The sequence below is a fragment of the Streptomyces sp. NBC_00536 genome (assembly GCF_036346295.1).
GTDB lineage: Bacteria > Actinomycetota > Actinomycetes > Streptomycetales > Streptomycetaceae > Streptomyces.
Genome location: NZ_CP107819.1, coordinates 4,211,622 through 4,230,127, shown reverse-complemented (window position 1 = coordinate 4,230,127; position 18,506 = coordinate 4,211,622). Strand labels below are relative to the sequence as shown.

The following is an 18,506-nucleotide window of genomic DNA, read 5'->3' as shown; positions in this document are numbered from 1 at the left end:
TCAGCCGGAACGGCCCGGCGGATCCGGGCTCAGTGCGCGTCGGCGATGTGCTGCGTGCCGATCCGCTTGCGGAACACCCAGTAGGTCCAGCTCTGGTAGAGCAGGACGAGCGGGGTCGCCACGCCCGCGCACCAGGTCATGATCTTGAGGGTGTAGGGCGTGGACGAGGCGTTGGTGACCGTGAGGCTCCAGGCGTCGTTCAGCGAGGAGGGCATGACGTTCGGGAAGAGCGTCAGGAACAGCATCGCGACCGCCGCCGCGATGGTGATCCCGGACAGCGCGAACGACCAGCCTTCACGGCCCGCCAGGTTGAAGCCGAGCGCCCCGAGGAGCGCGATCACCGCGATGGCCATCGCGATCAGGCTCTTGCCGTCGCCCTTGGAGACCTGGGTCCAGATCAGGAAGACGAGCGCCAGCACGGCGGTCACCACACCCAGCCGGGTGGCCAGCTTCCGCGAGCGGACCCGGATGTCACCGACCGTCTTGAGCGAGGTGAAGACCGCGCCGTGGAAGGTGAACAGGGTGAGGGTGACCAGGCCGCCGAGGATCGAGTAGACGTTGAGCAGGTCGAGGAAGGTGCCGACGTACTCCTTGTGTTCGTCGATCTTCACGCCCCGCGCGATGTTGGCGAAGGCGACGCCCCACAGGAAGGCGGGGATCAGCGAGGTCCAGAAGATCGCCTGCTCCCAGTTGGACTGCCACCTGTCCTCGGGCCTCTTGTGCCGGTACTCGAAGGCCACGCCCCGGACGATGAGGCAGACCAGGATGATCAGCAGCGGCAGGTAGAAGCCGGAGAAGAGGGTGGCGTACCAGTCGGGGAAAGCCGCGAAGGTCGCGCCTCCCGCGGTGAGCAGCCAGACCTCGTTGCCGTCCCAGACGGGCCCGATCGTGTTGATCAGGACCCGCTTCTCCTTGCGGTCACGGGCCAGCAGCTTGGTCAGCACGCCGACCCCGAAGTCGAAGCCCTCCAGGAAGAAGTAGCCGATCCAGAGGACGGCGATGAGCACGAACCAGACGTCGTGGAGTTGCATGGTGTGGTCTCCCCAGCCTCAGTAAGAGAAGGCCATCGGCCGGTCGGCGTCGGCGTCGTCGCCGCCGATCTTGGTGGGCGGGTTGAGGTCGGCCTCGGTCAGCTCCGGCGGACCGGCCTTGACGTACTTCACGAGGAGCTTGACCTCGATCACGGCGAGGACGGCGTAGAGCGCGGTGAAGACGGCCATCGAGGTGATCACCTCGCCCTGGGAGACCGAGGGCGAGACCGCGTCGGCGGTGCGCAGGACCCCGTAGACGGCCCAGGGCTGACGGCCCATTTCGGTGAAGATCCAGCCCCACGAGTTGGCGATCAGCGGGAAGCCGAGCGTCCAGATCGCGCCGAGCCAGTAGAGACGGGTCAGCCGCGGGCTCAGGGCGGTCTTGAAGAGGACCAGGTGGGGCCGTTCGTCCTCGCCGGTCCGCAGGGCCGGTGGGAGCAGGAACTTGCGCCGGGTCAGCCAGAGCCCCACCGCGCCGATGGCGAAGGAGGCCATGCCGAAGCCGATCATCCAGCGGAAGCCCCAGTAGGCGACGGGGATCGCCGGCCGGTAGTCGCCGGGACCGTACTTCTCCTGCTCGGACTTGTTGACGTCGTTGATGCCCGGCACGAAGGAGTCGAAGTTGCTGTCGGCGAGGAAGGACAGGACGCCGGGGACCTCTATGGCCACCTTGTTGTGACCCTTGTCGACGTCTCCGTAGGCGAAGATCGAGAAGGGTGCGCCCTTCTCCCCGTCCCACAGCGCTTCGGCGGCGGCCATCTTCATCGGCTGCTGCTTGAACATGACCTTGGCGAGGGTGTCACCGCTGATCGCGGTGAGCAGACCGCCGATGACCACGGCGATCAGGCCGAGGCGCAGCGAGGTGCGCATCACGGCGATGTGCTTCTTGCGCAGCAGGTGGAAGGCGGCGATGCCGACCATGAAGGCGCCGCCGGTCAGCAGGGCTGCCGTCAGGGTGTGGAAGACCTGGCTGAGCGTGGTGTTCTGGGTCAGCACGAGCCAGAAGTCGGTCAGCTCGGCGCGGCCGGTCTCCTTGTTGAAGCGGTACCCGACGGGGTGCTGCATCCAGGAATTGGCCGCGAGGATGAAGTAGGCGGACAGGATGGTGCCGATCGACACCATCCAGATGCAGGCGAGGTGGATCTTCTTCGGCAGTTTGTCCCAGCCGAAGATCCACAGGCCGATGAAGGTCGACTCGAAGAAGAAGGCGATGAGCGCTTCGAAGGCCAGCGGGGCGCCGAAAATGTCACCCACGAACCGCGAGTAGTCGGACCAGTTCATGCCGAACTGGAACTCCTGGACGATGCCGGTGACGACACCCATCGCGATGTTGATCAGGAAGAGCTTGCCCCAGAACTTGGTGGCCTTGAGGTACTTCTCTTTTTCCGTCCGCACCCATGCCGTCTGCAGGACCGCGACGAGAGCGGCGAGCGAGATCGTCAGAGGGACGAAGAGGAAGTGGTAGACGGTGGTAATGCCGAACTGCCATCGCGCCAGGGTCTCTGGCGCCAAAGCTAGGTCCACGTCGTCTTCTCCTTCGCGTCGCCGTGGTCACGGCCGCAGTTTGCCCCTTACAGCCCACCCAATACGGGAGGAAGCAGGACACGCTTGTGAACGCGTTCACATTCACAAGCATTATGTCGCACGCCTGTCGGCATCCTTCGGGCGGGGTCCCCAGTAGCGCGGCACTAGCCAATCCATTCAACAGATTGTTGAATGCGGCCCATGCAGATACGAATCTCCTGGCCCTCCGGCCAGCTCACCGCGACCCTCGACGACACCCCCACCGCCAAGGCCCTGGCGGAAGCACTGCCGATCTCCGCCTCCGCCAACACCTGGGGCGAGGAGGTCTACTTCGACACCGGCGTCTCCGTGGCGCTCGAAGACGACGCCCGGCAGGTCGTCGACCCGGGCACGGTCGCCTTCTGGACCGAGGGCGACGCGCTCGCGCTCCCCTACGGCCCGACCCCCATCTCGCGGGGCGGCGAGAGCCGCCTGGCGAGCCCGTGCAACGTCCTGGGCTCGTTCGACGGCGACCCCCGCCTGCTGGCCACCGTCCGCGACGGCGACCCCCTCCGCGTGGAACTGGCGTAACGGTTCCGCCGGCTCCACGCGTACTGACAGGCCTACCGGCCTACCGGCCTACAGCTCCTTGAAGAACGCCTCTGCCGTGTGCAGGAACAGGTCGTTCGCCTCGGTCTCACCGATCGTGACCCGCAGGCCCTCACCCGCGAAGGGCCGGACCACCACACCGGCCTTCTCGCAGGCCGCCGCGAAGTCGGCGGTGCGCTCGCCCAGCCGCATCCACACGAAGTTCGCCTGCGTCTCGGGAACCACGGACCAGCCCTGCGCGATCAGCGTTTCGTACACCCGCACGCGCTCACCGAGCAGCGAGCCGACGCGGCCCATCAGCTCGTCCTCGGCCCGCAGCGAGGCGACCGCCGCGTCCTGGGCGAGCTGGCTGACGCCGAAGGGGACCGCCGTCTTGCGCAGCGCGGCGGCCACCGGCTCGTGCGCCACGGCGAACCCGACCCGCAGGCCGGCCAGCCCGTATGCCTTGGAGAAGGTCCGCAGGACCGCCACGTTCGGCCGGTCCCGGTAGATCTCGATCCCGTCCGGCACCTCGGCGTCGCGCACGAACTCGCGGTACGCCTCGTCCAGCACCACCAGGACGTCGGAGGGCACCCGGTCCAGGAACCGCTCCAGCTCCGCACGCCGCACGACGGTGCCGGTGGGGTTGTTGGGGTTGCAGATGAAGATCAGTCGGGTGCGCTCGGTGATCGCGTCGGCCATGGCGTCCAGGTCGTGCACGTCACCCGAGGTCAGCGGCACCTTCACCGAGGTCGCCCCGGAGATCTGGACGATGATCGGATAGGCCTCGAAGGAGCGCCAGGCGTACATCACCTCGTCACCCGGACCGGCCGTCGCCTGGATCAGCGACTGCGCGACCCCGACCGACCCGGTGCCGGTCGCCACGTGCTCGACCGGTACGCCGAAGCGCTCGGCGATCTCGTTGACGAGCCCCGTGCAGGCCATGTCCGGGTAGCGGTTGAAGTCCCCCGCGGCCGCGACGACGCTTTCGAGCACGCCCGGCAGCGGCGGGTAGGGGTTCTCGTTGGAGGACAGCTTGTACGCCACCGGGCCTCCGGCGGCGGCGGGCTTCCCCGGCTTGTAGGTGGGAATGCCATCCAGCTCGGCACGCAGCCTCGGGCTCTTCTCGCTCACCGCAGGTCCTCCTCGACCATCCCGTGCAACTCAATACTGCTCACCTTATGAGGATTCCGCGCTCCCGAGAACGGCGGACGCCGGGAATGAGGGGGAGCGCATGCATATATGCGTGCGCCGGTGGCCTGCGCCGTGGCGCGCGTCCCTCGTGCAGGTGAGTTGAGACCGGTCCGAGACCTCATCACTTTGGCATGCTCGTACCCGACGACAAGCGCCATGGTCACTCATGGCTACCAAATGGCTTTGTTTCCAAGGTCATTGGGGGTGGCGAACCATGCAGAATCGTGCCTGTCAACGCCTGCATATGCATACGGACCAGCCACCCCACCGAGCCCTACTATCGGCTCGCCATGACAGCAGCAGGGAAGCATCAGGTGAGCCGGACCGAGACCCCCCGGCGGACCGCGGGCCGTCCGGGCCGCGCGGGAATCAGGGACGTGGCCGCCGCGGCCGGCGTCTCGATCACGACCGTCTCCGACGCGCTCAATGGCAAAGGGCGGCTCCCGGACGCCACCCGCCGCCACGTCCGCGAGGTGGCCGACCGGCTGGGCTACCGCCCTTCCGCCGCCGCCCGAACCCTCCGTACCGGCAAATCGGGCCTCATCGGCCTGACCGTGACGACGTACGGGGATGAACCTTTCACCTTCACCGAGTTCGCCTACTTCGCCGAGATGGCCAGGGCCGCCACCTCCGCCGCGCTCGCGCGCGGTTACGCCCTGGTCATCCTCCCCGCCACATCCCGGCACGACGTCTGGTCGAATGTCGCCCTCGACGGCACCGTCGTCATCGACCCCTCCGACCACGACCCCGTCGTCACCGAGCTGGTCCGCCAGGGCCTGCCGGTGGTCTCCGACGGCCGTCCCGCCGGGTCCCTCCCCGTCACGGCCTGGGTCGACAACGACCACGAGGCCGCCGTCCTCAACCTGCTCGACCACCTCGCCGCCGCGGGAGCCCGTCGCATCGGACTCCTCACCGGCACCACCACCGACACCTACACCCGGCTCTCCACCACCGCCTACCTCAGCTGGTGCGAACGGGTCGGACAGGACCCCGTCTACGAGTCCTACCCCGCCCACGACCCGTGCGCCGGAGCAGTGGCCGCCGACCGGCTGCTCGCCCGGCCCGACCGACCCGACGCCGTCTACGGGCTCTTCGACCCCAACGGCACCGACCTGCTGGCCGCCGCCCGGCGGTACGGCCTGCGGGTACCCGAGGACCTCCTGCTGGTCTGCTGCAGCGAGTCCACCGTGTACGCCACCACCGAACCCCCCATCACCACCCTCTCCCTCAAACCGCGCCGCATCGGCACCGCCGTGGTGCAGCTGCTCATCGACGCGATCGAGGGCGTGGACACCGGACGACCCGTCGAGCAGGTGGTCCCGACCGAACTGATCGTCAGGACTTCCTCACAGCGCAGGCACCCGCGCACCACCGTCAGCCCGCCCCGATCCCCGGCCGGAGACTGACCTCCGGGGATTCCCGCACCATCCCGCAACACGCATATCGGAAGAAAACGGTAGGAACGACCGGCTCCGGCCAGGATTCACCACCCCTGGTGCGTCACAGAGCGCGAGCCGCATTCCTATGATGGGCGCACGACATCACGGACCCTCCGATCCTGGAGGTCAGGAGGGTCCGCAGATGTACGGCAGCGCGACGGTGGTGGAGGGGTCGATGACTCAGGGGGCCGGTCAGGGACCCGCGATGCGGACGGACACGCTGCGGGACTTCCGGGTGCCGACCACCCCGCCCGCCGCGTACGGCACGGACACGGCCTCGGCCGCGATGCCCGGCGAGGCCCCCGTCTACGGCGCGTACCCGGCGTACTACGACGACGGCGCACCCGTGCCTCCGCCGCGGCCCGCCTACGCGCCCACCCCCGCTCCCGTGCACGCCCCCGGCCCGGAACCCGCGCCGGACCCCGGCGCGCCCCTCGGCACCGCGCCGCACCAGCACTCCGAACACGACGCGCACCACGACCACTCCGACCCGGGCGCGGACTCCGAGGACTACACGCCCACCCAGCGCGACCTGCCCGTCATCAGCCGCGGCGGACCGGGCGACACCGTCCAGGTCCAGTACGTCCACCAGGACGCTCCCGCCGACGGACCCGGGCCGCTCTACGTCGTCGGCGATGTGCACGGCTACCTCGACGAGCTGATCACCGAACTCCGCGTCCAGGACCTCATCGACGCCGACGGCCGGTGGTCTGCCGGGAACGCCCGGCTCTGGTTCCTCGGCGACTTCACCGACCGCGGACCCGACGGCATCGGCGTGATCGACCTCGTCATGCGGCTCTCCGCCGAGGCCGCGGCCGCGGGCGGCTACTGCAAAGCCCTCATGGGCAACCACGAACTGCTCCTCATCGGCGCCAAGCGGTTCGGAGACACCCCCGTCGTGTCCGGCGCGGGCACCGCCACCTTCCAGGCCGCCTGGCTGCTCAACGGCGGCCAGCGCACCGACATGGAGCGGCTGGAGGACGTACACCTGCAGTGGATGTCGCGGCTGGACGCGGCCGCCCTGGAGGACGGCCACCTGCTGCTGCACTCCGACACCACGGCCTACCTGGACTACGGCGACTCCATCGAGGACGTCAACGACAAGGTCCACGAACTCCTCAACCAGCACGACGCGGACGAGACCTGGGACCTGTTCCGCAAGTTCACCAAGCGCTTCGCCTTCCGCGACCAGGAGACCGGGCCGCAGGCCGTGCGCGAGCTGCTCGGGACCTACGGGGGCGGGCGCGTGGTGCACGGGCACAGTCCCATCCCGTACCTGCTGGGCGAAGTGGGCACCGAGGACGGCGAGCACACCCACGGCCCGGAGTCCATCGACGGCCCCCACGTCTACGCCGACGGCCTCGCCATCGCCATGGACGGCGGGGTCACGATGGCCGGGAAACTGCTGGTCGTACAACTCCCGTTGAACGACTGAGTGTTCCTGGAGCGGGGTATTTCCGGAAAGCCCCTGTCACCGCGTGGTGTGGGCGTTCTACCATCGCACTATCCGTAGCAGGCTCTCCTCCGTTTGTGCCGGCGCCCGGTCCACGCGGGCCGACCGGCCTTCACGGAGCATCGGGGGATGCACATGACCAGCGCTCCGCACCTGCTGACCGAAGACCGACCGGAGTTCGATCGGCTCCTCGACGAGGCGCTGCGCACCGCACACGAACGGCCCGAACTCGCGACCCTGGGCGAACGTCTGAACGCCGAACAGTTGCGCACCATGGCCCTCGATGCCAGTGCGCTGCTGACGGCCGCCGCGGCGGCCGAATACGACCACTACGTGAAGATCCGCGGTGAGCTGCGCGACGAGTCGGCGGCCACCCCGACGACGGCGCCGGACGACGATGCGGGCGGCAGCGGCGCGGGAGTGAGCGCCGTCGTGGCGGTCCTCGCACCGGTCCTGGCCGGCACCGCGATGGTCATCTTCCTGCTGGTGGGCTACATCCTGAAGATGATCGAGCCGGAACCGGCCTTCGCGGAGACCATGCTGAGGGCGGGCTGGCTCTTCGGCGGTCTCACCGCGGCGGCGATCCTGTTCGCGGCGATCGGCCTGCTGGTCACCGCCGTCCGCAACAGCTCGACCGAGCTGACGGTGGATGTGGCCGAGGCCGTCCCCGACGAAGTCTCGCGCGCCCGGGAGGCCTGGCGGCACGCGCTGCTGGAGCGGGGCATCATGCCGTTCCTGCGGGACGCGCTGGCCGACCCCAGCGCCGGGTCCGGGTCTCCGGTACCGCGCCGCCAGCCCCGGCGCATCCCGCAACTCGGCTACACCCCGCCCGATTTCACCAGCCCGGGAGGCGCGCAGAGCCCCCGCCCCGGCTATTCGCCGCCGGACTTCACCAGCCCCGACTTCGGCGGTCCGGAGCACGAGCCGGAATGATGTTTCACGTGAAACACCGCGGACCGCCCCCGGTCCGGGGCGTCGTCCGGCGTCGTTCCCGAGGGGGACGGCCCCCGGGAACGACACCGCGGCGCCGGTGTCAGTCGGCCAGCGGCAGGTAGACGCGGTTGCCCGAGGCCGCGAACTCCGCGGACTTCTCCGCCATGCCCGCCTGGATCTCCTCGGCCTTCAGGTCCCCGCCGTGTTCGCGGCGGATGTCCTGGGAGATCTTCATCGAGCAGAACTTCGGACCGCACATGGAGCAGAAGTGCGCGGTCTTGGCCGGCTCGGCGGGCAGGGTCTCGTCGTGGAACTCACGCGCCGTGTCGGGGTCGAGGGCCAGGTTGAACTGGTCCTCCCAACGGAACTCGAACCGCGCGTCCGACAGCGCGTCGTCCCACTCCTGGGCACCAGGGTGCCCCTTGGCCAGGTCGGCGGCGTGCGCGGCGATCTTGTAGGTGATGACTCCGGTCTTGACGTCATCGCGGTTGGGCAGGCCCAGGTGCTCCTTGGGCGTCACGTAGCAGAGCATCGCGGTACCCCACCAGGCGATCATCGCGGCGCCGATGCCCGAGGTGATGTGGTCGTAGGCGGGAGCGACGTCCGTGGTCAGCGGGCCCAGGGTGTAGAACGGGGCCTCCTCGCAGATCTCCTGCTGGAGGTCGATGTTCTCCTTGATCTTGTGCATCGGGACGTGGCCCGGGCCCTCGATCATGGTCTGCACGTTGTGGCGCTTGGCGATCGTGTTCAGCTCGCCGAGGGTCTTGAGCTCCGCGAACTGCGCCGCGTCGTTGGCGTCGGCGATGGAACCGGGGCGCAGACCGTCACCCAGCGAGTAGGTGACGTCGTACGCCGCCAGGATGTCGCAGAGTTCCTCGAAGTTCGTGTAGAGGAAGTTCTCCTTGTGGTGCGCGAGGCACCAGGCGGCCATGATCGAGCCGCCGCGCGAGACGATGCCCGTCTTGCGGCGCGCGGTCAGCGGCACGTACGGCAGCAGCACGCCCGCGTGGACGGTCATGTAGTCGACGCCCTGCTCGGCCTGCTCGATGACCGTGTCCTTGTAGATCTCCCAGGTCAGGTCCTCGGCCCGGCCGTCGACCTTCTCCAGCGCCTGGTAGAGCGGAACGGTGCCGATCGGGACGGGGGAGTTGCGCAGCACCCACTCGCGGGTGGTGTGGATGTTGCGGCCGGTGGAGAGGTCCATGACCGTGTCGGCGCCCCACTTGGTGGCCCAGGTCATCTTGTCGACCTCCTCCTCGATCGAGGAGGTGACGGCGGAGTTCCCGATGTTGGCGTTGACCTTCACCAGGAAGCGCTTGCCGATGATCATCGGCTCGATCTCGGGGTGGTTCACGTTCGCGGGAAGGACCGCACGGCCTGCCGCGATCTCCTCACGGACGACCTCGGGGGAGACGTTCTCGCGGATCGCGACGTACTCCATCTCCGGGGTGATCTCACCACGGCGGGCGTACGCGAGCTGGGTCACGGCCTGGCCGCCACGGCCCCGGCGGGGCTGGCGGGGGCGGCCCGGGAAGACCGCGTCGAGGTTCTTGAGCCCACCCCGGGGCGAGGTGTGCTTGATGCCGTCGTCCTCGGGGCGCACCGGACGGCCCGCGTACTCCTCGGTGTCACCGCGGCCGATGATCCAGTTCTCGCGCAGCGGCGCCAGGCCGCGACGGACGTCGGTCTCGATCTGCGGGTCGGTGTACGGACCGGACGTGTCGTAGAGCGTCACGTCCTTGCCGTTGGTGAGGTGCACCTGGCGAACCGGCACGCGGAGGTCGGGGCGGGAGCCCGCGACGTACCCCTTGTGCCAGCCAGGCTGGCGCTCTTCCTGGCCGTTGCTGTCCTGGCTGACGGCAGGCGTGTGTGCGTCCTGAATGGTCATGAGACCTATCTCCCTACGCCGGCATTACCCGGTAACAGGTTCGGCGGTCGACGCAGCCTCTTCCCGTACGTGTCCACGTACGGTGATCAGCGCCCTCTCAGCCCGGTGCTCCGAGCTCCCGCGTTGTGCAAAGGTGCCCCCACGCTAGCGTCATCCCTGGCGTGCTGAACAGTGGGCCCCCTCATCTCTTGCGATGATCAGTCGGTGACGTCCTCGCCGCAGCCCCCCATCGAGCCCACGGACCCCACGGATCACACAGGCCATGCCCACTCCCGCCATGGGGCGTCGCATGAGCCGTCCCACGGACCGTCCCACGGGCACTCGCACTCCCACAGCCACGGCCCGGCAGCACCCGTCTCGAAGCACCTGCGCAAGGTGATCGCGGCGGTCCTGATCCCCTTCGCCGCCGCCGTCTTCGTCGGCATGATCGTCCTGTGGCCGGGAGGCACCCCCGCCCACGAGCGCACCGGTGTCGGCTTCGACCGGCAGACCCAGCAGGGCAAGGTCGTGTCGATCGAGCAGGTCGACTGCAAGTCCGTCAACGCCTCCCAGGTGCCGACCCCGGGCGACGCCCCCCAGGGGAGCGGGGCCAGGACTCCGGCCGGCGACTGCAAGAAGGCCACGGTCGAGGTCTCCACCGGGCCCGATCAGGGACGCAGGTTCGTCGAGATCGTCCAGCCGGGCGCACCACGGCAGTTGGGGAGCGGCCAGGAGGTCGTGGTCGCGTACGCTCCGGCCGCGCCGCGCGAACTGCAGTACTCCGTCATCGACGTGAACCGCAAGCTCCCGATGGCACTGCTGGCCGGCATCTTCGCCGTCGCGGTGGTCGTGGTCGGCCGGATGCGCGGGCTGTTCGCGCTGATCGCCCTCGTGGTCAGCTTCTCCGTGCTGACGCTCTTCATCCTGCCCGCCATCCTCCAGGGCTCGAATCCGCTGGTCGTCGGGGTCGTCGGAGCCAGCGCGATCATGCTGATCGCGCTCTACATGTGCCACGGCCTGACCGCCAGGACCTCGGTCGCCGTCCTCGGAACCCTGGTCTCCCTGCTGCTGATCGGGCTGCTGGGCTCGGCGTTCATCGGCTGGGCGTTCCTCAGCGGCAACACCGATGACAACACCGGGCTGATCCACGGGCTCTACCCGCACATCGACATGAGCGGCCTGCTGCTCGCCGGCGTGATCATCGGATCGCTGGGCGTGCTCGACGACGTGACGGTCACCCAGACGTCAGCGGTCTGGGAACTCCACCAGGCCGACCCGTCGATGGGACCCCGCGCGCTGTACCGGGCGGGCATCCGGATCGGGCGCGACCACATCGCCTCCGTGGTCAACACCCTCGTACTCGCCTACGCGGGCGCCGCGTTGCCACTGTTGCTGCTGTTCTCCATCGCGAACAGCAGTGTGGGGACGGTGGCCAACAGCGAGCTGGTGGCGGAGGAGATCGTACGGACCCTCGTGGGCTCGATCGGTCTCGTCGCCTCGGTCCCGGTGACCACGGCGCTGGCCGCGCTGGTCGTTTCCGCCGACCGGCCGGGGTCCCCGGCCGCCGCGGCGGCCCCGGGCCCGAGCCGCGGTGGACGCGGCCGTCGCCGTAAGCGCTGACTCAGCGTGACGGACGCTCAGCCGGCGTTCTGCTCGTTCTGCCGGGCGTCGGCCAGGATCTTGTCCAGCGCCTCCTCGAGGTTGCCCTCGAAATCGCCGAGGTTGCGCTCCTGACCGAGCGGCACGATCCGGTCGGTGCGGTCGAGGAACGCCACCAGGGGCGCCGCGCTCGCCCGGAACAGGGCCCGGTCGGCGCCGACCTGGAGCCGGATGTGCACGTCCGACAGCTCCTCCGGATCGGTGGGAGCGATGTGCACATCACCGTCACCGCATGGCTTGTTGATGCCGTCGAGGAGCAGTTCCCGGCCAAATGCCCAGGTCACGGGCGCATCTCCAGGAAGGTGGAACGTCAGACACACCGCGTAGGGGTCCCGTGCGTCGTACCGGAGTTCCACCGGGATCCGGAACGAAAGCTCCTCGGAAACGAGGAAGCTCATCATGACCTCTGCCTGTACCGACTCGCGCATTGCCTACCCCGCTGTAGTGGAAGTGGCCAGGAATGGTCCCCCAAGGCCCTCTTGACAAGAGTGGTGTAAGCGCTTGCAGATCACAAGGAGTGAGTTTTCAGATACTGATAGAGAACGAGAGGGAGCTCAACAGCGCGCCTACTTCACTCCGTAGCCGTTCGACCGCATAGGGCAATCGGTCTTCCAAGTGCAGCGGAAGCGAAATGGCCATGGTCGCGGCGGCATCTCCGGCCGTGATCGGGATGGCGGCACACACCGTGCCGAGGGAATATTCCTGACGCTCTGTAACCGGCTGCATCCTGCCGAGCGCGCCGATCCGCTGCTCCAGAGCGTGCATGTCCGAAACCGTGTACGGGGTGACGGGCTGGACCGGATGGCGGTCGTAGTGGTCCTTGCGCGCCTTCTCGTCGAGCTGGCCCAGCAGGCACTGCCCGATGGCGTGCGCATGGCCGGTCTCCCGGAAAGCGGCCCACTCCTCGACGGCCCGGCCGGCCGGGGTGTCCGAGACACCCACGACCTCGATCTCACCCTCGCGGTAGACCGCGAAGTAGACGGGGGCCCCGACCGCCTCGCGGAAGTGCGCGAGCGAGTCGAGGATCATGGTGCGACGTTTCTGCTCAAGCCCGCGACCGGCCAGCCGGTCGACGGCGTCACCGAGGACGAAGACCCCGCTCTCACGGCGCAGATAGCCCTCGTGGGTCAGGGTCCGCAGCAGGTGGTACGCGGTGGGGAGCGGGAGCCCGGCTTCGCGCGCCAGCTGTTTCGCCGGAGCTCCCTCGCTATGGGAACCCACCGCTTCGAGCAGTCTCAGGGCCCTTTGCACGGAGCCGATCAGAGTCGGCACACCGGCAGCATTGTGAACCGATGACAAAGCTCACCCCCAGGCGTGGCGGCGGGCCTCGGGGGTGGCCCACCTGCGGGGGCCGCCCCCGCGTGTCCGCGCCTCCTGGGGGTCGTGCTCGGCTGTTGCTTGAGATCACCGCGGGTCAGAGCGGATTACCGGCTTCGATGCCCCGGGAACGGCACAGATTGCCACCCTATCCACCGGTTCCCGGCCCCTGCGCGGTTTCCCGCCTCACGTCCCCCGCCTGGGTTAATCCGCCACGGAACCGGCTTCTACCAATCGCTGGACGAGGACTTCGAACCGCCGCCGGTGAACTTCTTCACGACGAAGATGAGACCGCCGACGAGACCGGCGAAGAGCAGCACCTTGAAGATCAGGCCGATGATGGCGCCGAGGATGCTCGCGAGCGCGCCGCCGAAGACGAACAGCGCCAGCAGCGGAACCGCGACCCACTTAACCCACCAAGGCATACCTGCGAATGTCTCCCGGATGCCGTCCATGTCCTCAACCTCTTCCTGGTCCGTTACTTCCTGACTCCGATGCTAGGAGGCGGCGAAACGGAATGGGGGCGCCGGATCCCTTGGAGTCCCCTGACCCACCCCCTAGGGGCTCCGGGCCGCCCGGGCCCCGGGGAGTCAGGGGTCCCGCGGGCCCCGGGGCCGGTCAGCCCTCCGGCGGCGAGAAGACGACGAGCACCTTCAGGTCCTCGGTGATGTGGTGGAAGCGGTGCGGCACTCCCGCCGGGACATAGACCACACCGCCGCGCGCGACCGTCGTCGTTTCCTCCCCGACGGTGATCGACGCCCGCCCGCTGACGACGAAATAGACCTCGTCCTGCGCATGCGGCTGCTGGGGGTCGCTCTGTCCGGCGTCCAGCGCGTACAGCCCGACCGACATATTCCGTTCGCGCAGGAACTGGAGATAGGCCCCGTCGTTGGCCAATCGCTCGGCCTCCAGTTCGTCCAGCCGGAATGCCTTCATCGTTCTTACGCCCCTTGTGCTCTTTCATGCCCTGGCATCCGCTGTCGTGCTGATGTGCCAGCCGGATCTTCTCTGCAACGATCAGACACATGACGAATTTCGTAGTCAAGACGCTCGCCAACGCGGCGGCCCTGGCCGTGGCGATCTGGCTGATCGCGGACATCACGCTCAACGACGGCAGCAGCATGGGTCACCGGGCCCTCACCCTGATCCTGGTCGCCCTGGTGTTCGGCCTGGTCAACTCCATCGTCAAGCCCGTGGTGAAGCTGTTCTCGCTGCCCCTGTTCATCCTCACCCTCGGCCTGTTCACCCTGGTCGTGAACGCCCTGATGCTGCTCCTGACGTCCTGGCTGGCCGGCAAGCTGGACCTCAGCTTCCACGTCGAGGGCTTCTGGACGGCCGTGGTCGGCGGCCTGATCATCTCCATCGTCTCCTGGGCCGTGAACATGGTCCTGCCCGACAAGAACTGAGCCGCCCGTGTACCGCGTGTGCTTCGTCTGCACCGGCAACATCTGCCGCTCGCCCATGGCCGAGGCCGTCTTCCGCGCCCAGGTCGCCGAGGCCGGACTGAGCGGCCTGGTCGAGGTCGACAGCGCCGGCACCGGGGGGTGGCACGAGGGCGACGGCGCCGACCCGCGCACCGTCTCCGTGCTGGCGGTCGCCGGATACGGACACGGCCACCGGGCCCGGCGGTTCCACCCCTCGTGGTTCGGCCGCCTTGACCTCGTCATCGCACTCGACGCCGGCCACCTGCGTGACCTGCGCAGGATGGCCCCGACTCCCGAAGACGCCGCCAAGGTCCGGCTGCTGCGGTCGTACGACCCGGCCGCCGACGGCCTCGACCTGGACGTACCGGATCCGTACTACGGCTCCCCCGCCGGGTTCGAGGAGTGCCTTGAACTGGTCGAGGCGGCCGGACCCGGCCTGCTGGCGGCCGTCCGTACCGCGCTGAAGGAGCACACCCCGTGAACCCCCACGACCGCGCACGTCTCGGCGACGGCACCCGGGCCGTACGCGCCGGACTGCCCGATCCCGTCAAGAACGAACCGACCATGCCGGGGCCGGTCTTCGCCGCCCACTTCCACCTGCCCGGCGACGTCGAGGGACCGTACACCTACGGCCGCGACACCAACCCCACCTGGACCCTGCTCGAACGGGCCATCGGGGAACTCGAAGCCCCGGGGGAGGAAGTCGAGACGGTCGTCTTCGCCTCCGGCATGGCGGCGGTCTCCGCCGTCCTGCTCTCCCAGGCCCGTGCCGGGGACACCGTCGTCCTGCCGGACGACGGGTACCAGGCCCTGCCGCTCGTCCGCGCCCAGCTGGAGGCGTACGGGGTCCACGTGCGCACCGCCCCGACCGCCGGGGAAGCCCAGCTCGCGGTGATCGAGGGCGCCAGGCTGCTCTGGATCGAGACCCCGTCCAACCCGGGGCTCGACGTCTGCGACGTACGACGGCTGGCCGAGGCGGCCCACGCGGGCGGCACCCTGGTCGCCGTGGACAACACCCTCGCCACCCCCCTCGGGCAGCGCCCGCTGGCACTCGGCGCGGACTTCTCGGTCGCCAGCGGCACCAAGGGCCTCACCGGTCACGGCGACGTACTCCTCGGATACGTCAGCTGCCGCGACCCGGAACTCGCCGCCCGGGTACGCCAGTGGCGCAAGGTCGTCGGCGCGATCCCGGGCCCCATGGAGGCCTGGCTGGCCCACCGCTCCCTGGCGACCCTGCAACTGCGCACCCACCGGCAGTGGGACAACGCCCTGGCGGTCGCCGAAGCACTGGCGGACCGCGCCGACGTCACCGCCCTGCGCTATCCGGGACTGCCCACCGATCCCTCCCACCAGACGGCGACCCGGCAGATGTCGGGCCACGGCTCGGTGGTCTCCTTCACCCTGCCCGACCGGGCCCACGCCGAACGCTTCATGAGCGCTCTCCATCTGGTGGAGGACGCCACGAGTTTCGGCGGCGTCCGCTCGACGGCCGAGCGGCGCGGCCGGTGGGGCGGCGACGCCGTGCCGGACGGATTCATCCGGTTCTCCGCCGGAGCCGAGGACACCGCGGACCTCGTCGCGGATGTCCTGCGAGCCCTTGATCACGCGGGCTCCGGGGCCTGACCGCCTCGCGCACAGGCGGTCCGAGCCTCCCCCCTGGTGGCTCGGACCGCCCCGGGTTCCGCGTGAAGAACCACGTGAAGAACCACGCGGGCAAGGCTAATTGACCCTCCGTCAGTGTCCAATCACGGTAGCGACAGGCAGCTATCGACATATTTATAGTGGATGGCCTCACCGAGAGGGGCGGCCATGGACCTGGCGCTGCTGCGCACCTTCGTCGCCGTGCACCGGGCGGGCTCGTTCACCCGGGCCGCAGAGCCTGCGCACTTCCCCGCCGACCGGTGCCGGGCACGGCCTGGAAGGGCTCGCCGCCTGCCAGTTCGACCTCGTGGTCACCACCGCCCGCCCCCGGGGCGGGATGTTCACCGCGACCGCCCTGTGCGACGAGGAGCACGTGCTGGTCGCCGCGCCCTACTGGGCCGCGCTGGTCGACCCCGAACTGCTCCGCGCCAAGGGCCCCGCCGCCATGGACGGGATCCCGCTCGTCGAGGTCCACGAATCCCTGCCCCTGATCACGCGCTACTGGGCGGCCGTCTTCGACACCTTTCCCCCGGCCGCGGCCACCGTCGTCGTTCCCGACCTGCGGGCGGTCCTGGAATGCGTGGGCGCGGGCGGCGGCCTCGCCGTACTGCCCCGCTACCTGTGCCAGGACGCCCTCGACAGCGGCCGGGTCGTGGCCCTCCTGGAGCCCGCCGTACCTCCCCTGCGCACCTGGTTCCTGGTGGTGCGCGCGGGCAGTCTCGCCCTTCCCCATCTCGCACGGGCCCACGACCACCTGCTGCGCGCCGCCGCGCAATGGTGACCCGATTCGCGGTGTCGCGTTTCAGAAGCGGAGTCCTGGGCCACGCTTCATCCATGACCGAACGTCCTGTGGTCAAACGCACCGCCCGCGCGATCCTGCTCGACGGTGACGATCTGATCCTGATCAAACGCACCAGGCCCGGCGTCGATCCGTACTGGCTCACCCCCGGCGGCGGAGTGGAGTCCACGGACGCCACCGTCGTCGACGCCCTGCACCGAGAAGTCCACGAGGAGCTCGGAGCCAAGATCACTGATGTGGTGCCCTGTTTCGTCGACACCGTCGAGCACATCGCGGAGGCCGGCGTGACCGGCGTCAAGGTGCAGCACTTCTTCGTCTGCCACCTCGAATCGATGGACACCAGCCTGCGCCACGGCCCCGAGATCGACCAGCCCGAAGGCGAGTACGAGATCGTGAGGGTGCCGTTCAGCCGCGTCGGCATCGCCGCCGTCCATCTCGTCCCGCTGTCCCTGCGGCACTACCTCGACGGCAACATCGAGGGCGTCCGCGCCATGCACGCGCCCGACCTGGGCTGAGCCGGGCCAGGTGGTGGCCTGCGGCTGCTCAGCCGGAGGCCCCCACCAGCTCCTCGACGGCGTCGTACCGGATCCGGTCCCCCGGGATCCCGATCCGCTTGAGGGCGTCCACACCACTGCGGATCATCCCCGGCGGACCCGAGATGAACGCGTCGTACGAGTTCCACGGGCCGTGCTCACCGGCCGCCTCCGGCAGCTGCCCGGCCAAGCCGTCGCACACCACGGGCCGCACCGACAGCCACGGGTGCGAGCGCTGCAGACCGAGCAGGGTGTCCTTGTCATAGAGGTCGTCGTCGCTGCGCGCCCCGAAGAAGACCTCCATCGGGCGGCGCTCGCCGTGCCCCGCGACGTCCTCGATCAATGCCTTGATCGGGGCGATGCCCGTCCCGCCGCCCAGGCACAGCATCCCGTTGTCGGTGCTGTGGTCGACCACCATCGAACCCGCCGGCGGCCCCAGTCGCAGCACATCGCCCGGGCGGGCGTGCCGCACCAGCGCGTTGGAGACCCATCCCGCGGGGACGGCCTTGACGTGGAAGGAGAGCAGCCCGTCGGAGCGTGGCGCCGAGGCGAAGGAGTAGTGCCGCCACACCCTTGGCCACCACGGGGTCTCCAGGCTCGTGTACTGGCCCGCGAGGAAGGCGTAGGGCTGATCGGGACGGACCGTCAGTACGGCGATGTCCGGGGTGCGCAGATCGTGCGAGACCACCTCGGCCTGCCACGACGCGGGCGACTTCAGTTCGTCCTCCGCCGCGGCGTCGATCATGATCTGGGACATCGCGGTGTACGCCCGTACCCAGGCGGCTTCCGTCTCCGGTCCCCAGGCCCGCTCCGCGTACCGGGCCAGCGCCCCGATCAGGGCCTCGCCGACGACCGGATAGTGCCCGGCCATCGTGCCGTACTTGCGGTGGCCGGTGCCCAGTCGGCGCAGGTAGGGGGCGAGCACCCGTGGATCGTCGATGTGTTCGGCGGCCGTGAGCAGGGCCTTCAGCAGCCGGTCCCGCTGCGTGTCCATTGCGGCGGGAAACATCGACCGTAATTCCGGGTGGCCCGTGAAGACCAGGGCGTAGAAGTACGAGGTGACCTTATCGGCCACAGGACCGACCTCGGCGAGGGTCTTGCGGATGAGCACGGCATCGGGGGACG

At 69.1% G+C, this 18,506-nt stretch carries 18 protein-coding genes and 1 pseudogene; 10 read left to right on the top strand and 9 right to left on the bottom strand.

Features of this window, described 5'->3' with window-relative positions; translation table 11 throughout:
• Positions 1-29 precede the first annotated feature (29 nt).
• Together cydB and OHS33_RS18495 are read right to left on the bottom strand one after the other, a co-directional pair.
• Complete coding sequence (gene cydB / locus OHS33_RS18500) at positions 30-1,031, bottom strand: cytochrome d ubiquinol oxidase subunit II (protein ID WP_330331531.1); 1,002 nt, start codon at positions 1,029-1,031, stop codon at positions 30-32.
• 18 nt (positions 1,032-1,049) lie between these two features.
• Positions 1,050-2,555 carry a cytochrome ubiquinol oxidase subunit I gene (locus OHS33_RS18495; RefSeq protein ID WP_330331530.1) on the bottom strand — a complete coding sequence of 502 codons (1,506 nt, stop codon included), beginning with the start codon at positions 2,553-2,555 and terminating at the stop codon, positions 1,050-1,052.
• Between the two features lie 201 nt (positions 2,556-2,756).
• On the opposite strand from OHS33_RS18495, the gene OHS33_RS18490 reads away from it, so the two are divergent.
• Positions 2,757-3,125, top strand: coding sequence for a cyclophilin-like fold protein (locus OHS33_RS18490; protein WP_330331529.1), 369 nt, complete (start codon positions 2,757-2,759; stop codon positions 3,123-3,125).
• A gap of 48 nt (positions 3,126-3,173) precedes the next feature.
• Here the strand turns inward: OHS33_RS18490 and hisC are convergent, their stop codons facing one another.
• A complete protein-coding gene (gene hisC, locus OHS33_RS18485) occupies positions 3,174-4,256 on the bottom strand; it encodes a histidinol-phosphate transaminase (RefSeq protein WP_330331528.1) in 1,083 nt (360 codons plus the stop codon).
• Positions 4,257-4,606: 350 nt separating this feature from the next.
• Here hisC and OHS33_RS18480 point away from each other — a divergent pair, with 350 nt between their 5' ends.
• The 3 genes from OHS33_RS18480 to OHS33_RS18470 all read left to right on the top strand — a co-directional run bounded on the left by OHS33_RS18480 (position 4,607) and on the right by OHS33_RS18470 (position 8,141).
• Positions 4,607-5,722 carry a LacI family DNA-binding transcriptional regulator gene (locus OHS33_RS18480; RefSeq protein WP_330331527.1) on the top strand — a complete coding sequence of 372 codons (1,116 nt, stop codon included), beginning with the start codon at positions 4,607-4,609 and terminating at the stop codon, positions 5,720-5,722.
• Positions 5,723-5,897: 175 nt separating this feature from the next.
• Positions 5,898-7,190, top strand: a complete 1,293-nt coding sequence (locus OHS33_RS18475; RefSeq protein WP_330331526.1) for a metallophosphoesterase — start codon at positions 5,898-5,900, stop codon at positions 7,188-7,190.
• Between the two features lie 147 nt (positions 7,191-7,337).
• Entirely contained in the window at positions 7,338-8,141 is an 804-nt protein-coding gene (locus OHS33_RS18470) for a hypothetical protein (RefSeq protein WP_330331525.1), read from the top strand.
• 100 nt (positions 8,142-8,241) lie between these two features.
• Here the strand turns inward: OHS33_RS18470 and thiC are convergent, their stop codons facing one another.
• Positions 8,242-10,029 (bottom strand): phosphomethylpyrimidine synthase ThiC, encoded by a 1,788-nt coding sequence (gene thiC, locus OHS33_RS18465; protein WP_330331524.1) that lies wholly within the window; start codon positions 10,027-10,029, stop codon positions 8,242-8,244.
• A 171-nt stretch (positions 10,030-10,200) separates the two neighbouring features.
• On the opposite strand from thiC, the gene OHS33_RS18460 reads away from it, so the two are divergent.
• Positions 10,201-11,628, top strand: coding sequence for a YibE/F family protein (locus OHS33_RS18460; protein WP_330331523.1), 1,428 nt, complete (start codon positions 10,201-10,203; stop codon positions 11,626-11,628).
• Positions 11,629-11,645: 17 nt separating this feature from the next.
• Here OHS33_RS18460 and OHS33_RS18455 read toward each other — a convergent pair whose 3' ends face one another.
• From OHS33_RS18455 to OHS33_RS18440, 4 genes are all read right to left on the bottom strand, one after another.
• Positions 11,646-12,095 carry an SsgA family sporulation/cell division regulator gene (locus OHS33_RS18455; protein WP_330331522.1) on the bottom strand — a complete coding sequence of 150 codons (450 nt, stop codon included), beginning with the start codon at positions 12,093-12,095 and terminating at the stop codon, positions 11,646-11,648.
• Positions 12,096-12,192: 97 nt separating this feature from the next.
• Positions 12,193-12,930, bottom strand: coding sequence for an IclR family transcriptional regulator (locus OHS33_RS18450; protein WP_330335093.1), 738 nt, complete (start codon positions 12,928-12,930; stop codon positions 12,193-12,195).
• Positions 12,931-13,211: 281 nt separating this feature from the next.
• Positions 13,212-13,430 (bottom strand): DUF5326 family protein, encoded by a 219-nt coding sequence (locus OHS33_RS18445; protein ID WP_330335092.1) that lies wholly within the window; start codon positions 13,428-13,430, stop codon positions 13,212-13,214.
• A gap of 172 nt (positions 13,431-13,602) precedes the next feature.
• Complete coding sequence (locus tag OHS33_RS18440; protein WP_330331521.1) at positions 13,603-13,920, bottom strand: cupin domain-containing protein; 318 nt, start codon at positions 13,918-13,920, stop codon at positions 13,603-13,605.
• Positions 13,921-14,009: 89 nt separating this feature from the next.
• On the opposite strand from OHS33_RS18440, the gene OHS33_RS18435 reads away from it, so the two are divergent.
• The 5 genes and pseudogenes from OHS33_RS18435 to OHS33_RS18415 all read left to right on the top strand — a co-directional run bounded on the left by OHS33_RS18435 (position 14,010) and on the right by OHS33_RS18415 (position 17,363).
• A complete protein-coding gene (locus tag OHS33_RS18435; RefSeq protein WP_330331520.1) occupies positions 14,010-14,390 on the top strand; it encodes a phage holin family protein in 381 nt (126 codons plus the stop codon).
• Positions 14,391-14,445: 55 nt separating this feature from the next.
• On the top strand, positions 14,446-14,889 hold the full coding sequence (locus tag OHS33_RS18430) for a low molecular weight protein-tyrosine-phosphatase (protein WP_443065456.1): 444 nt from the start codon (positions 14,446-14,448) through the stop codon (positions 14,887-14,889).
• Positions 14,886-16,031: a cystathionine gamma-lyase gene (locus OHS33_RS18425; protein WP_330331518.1), complete on the top strand. Its 1,146-nt coding sequence runs from the start codon at positions 14,886-14,888 to the stop codon at positions 16,029-16,031. The genes OHS33_RS18430 and OHS33_RS18425 overlap by 4 nt, the downstream gene beginning before the upstream one ends.
• Positions 16,032-16,284: 253 nt before the next feature.
• Positions 16,285-16,830, top strand: a pseudogene (locus OHS33_RS18420) (substrate-binding domain-containing protein); the annotation flags it as partial.
• A 53-nt stretch (positions 16,831-16,883) separates the two neighbouring features.
• Positions 16,884-17,363 (top strand): NUDIX hydrolase, encoded by a 480-nt coding sequence (locus OHS33_RS18415; RefSeq protein ID WP_330331517.1) that lies wholly within the window; start codon positions 16,884-16,886, stop codon positions 17,361-17,363.
• A gap of 28 nt (positions 17,364-17,391) precedes the next feature.
• On the opposite strand, the gene OHS33_RS18410 is transcribed toward OHS33_RS18415, so the two are convergent.
• Positions 17,392-18,492, bottom strand: coding sequence for a globin domain-containing protein (locus OHS33_RS18410; RefSeq protein ID WP_443065317.1), 1,101 nt, complete (start codon positions 18,490-18,492; stop codon positions 17,392-17,394).
• Positions 18,493-18,506 lie beyond the last annotated feature (14 nt).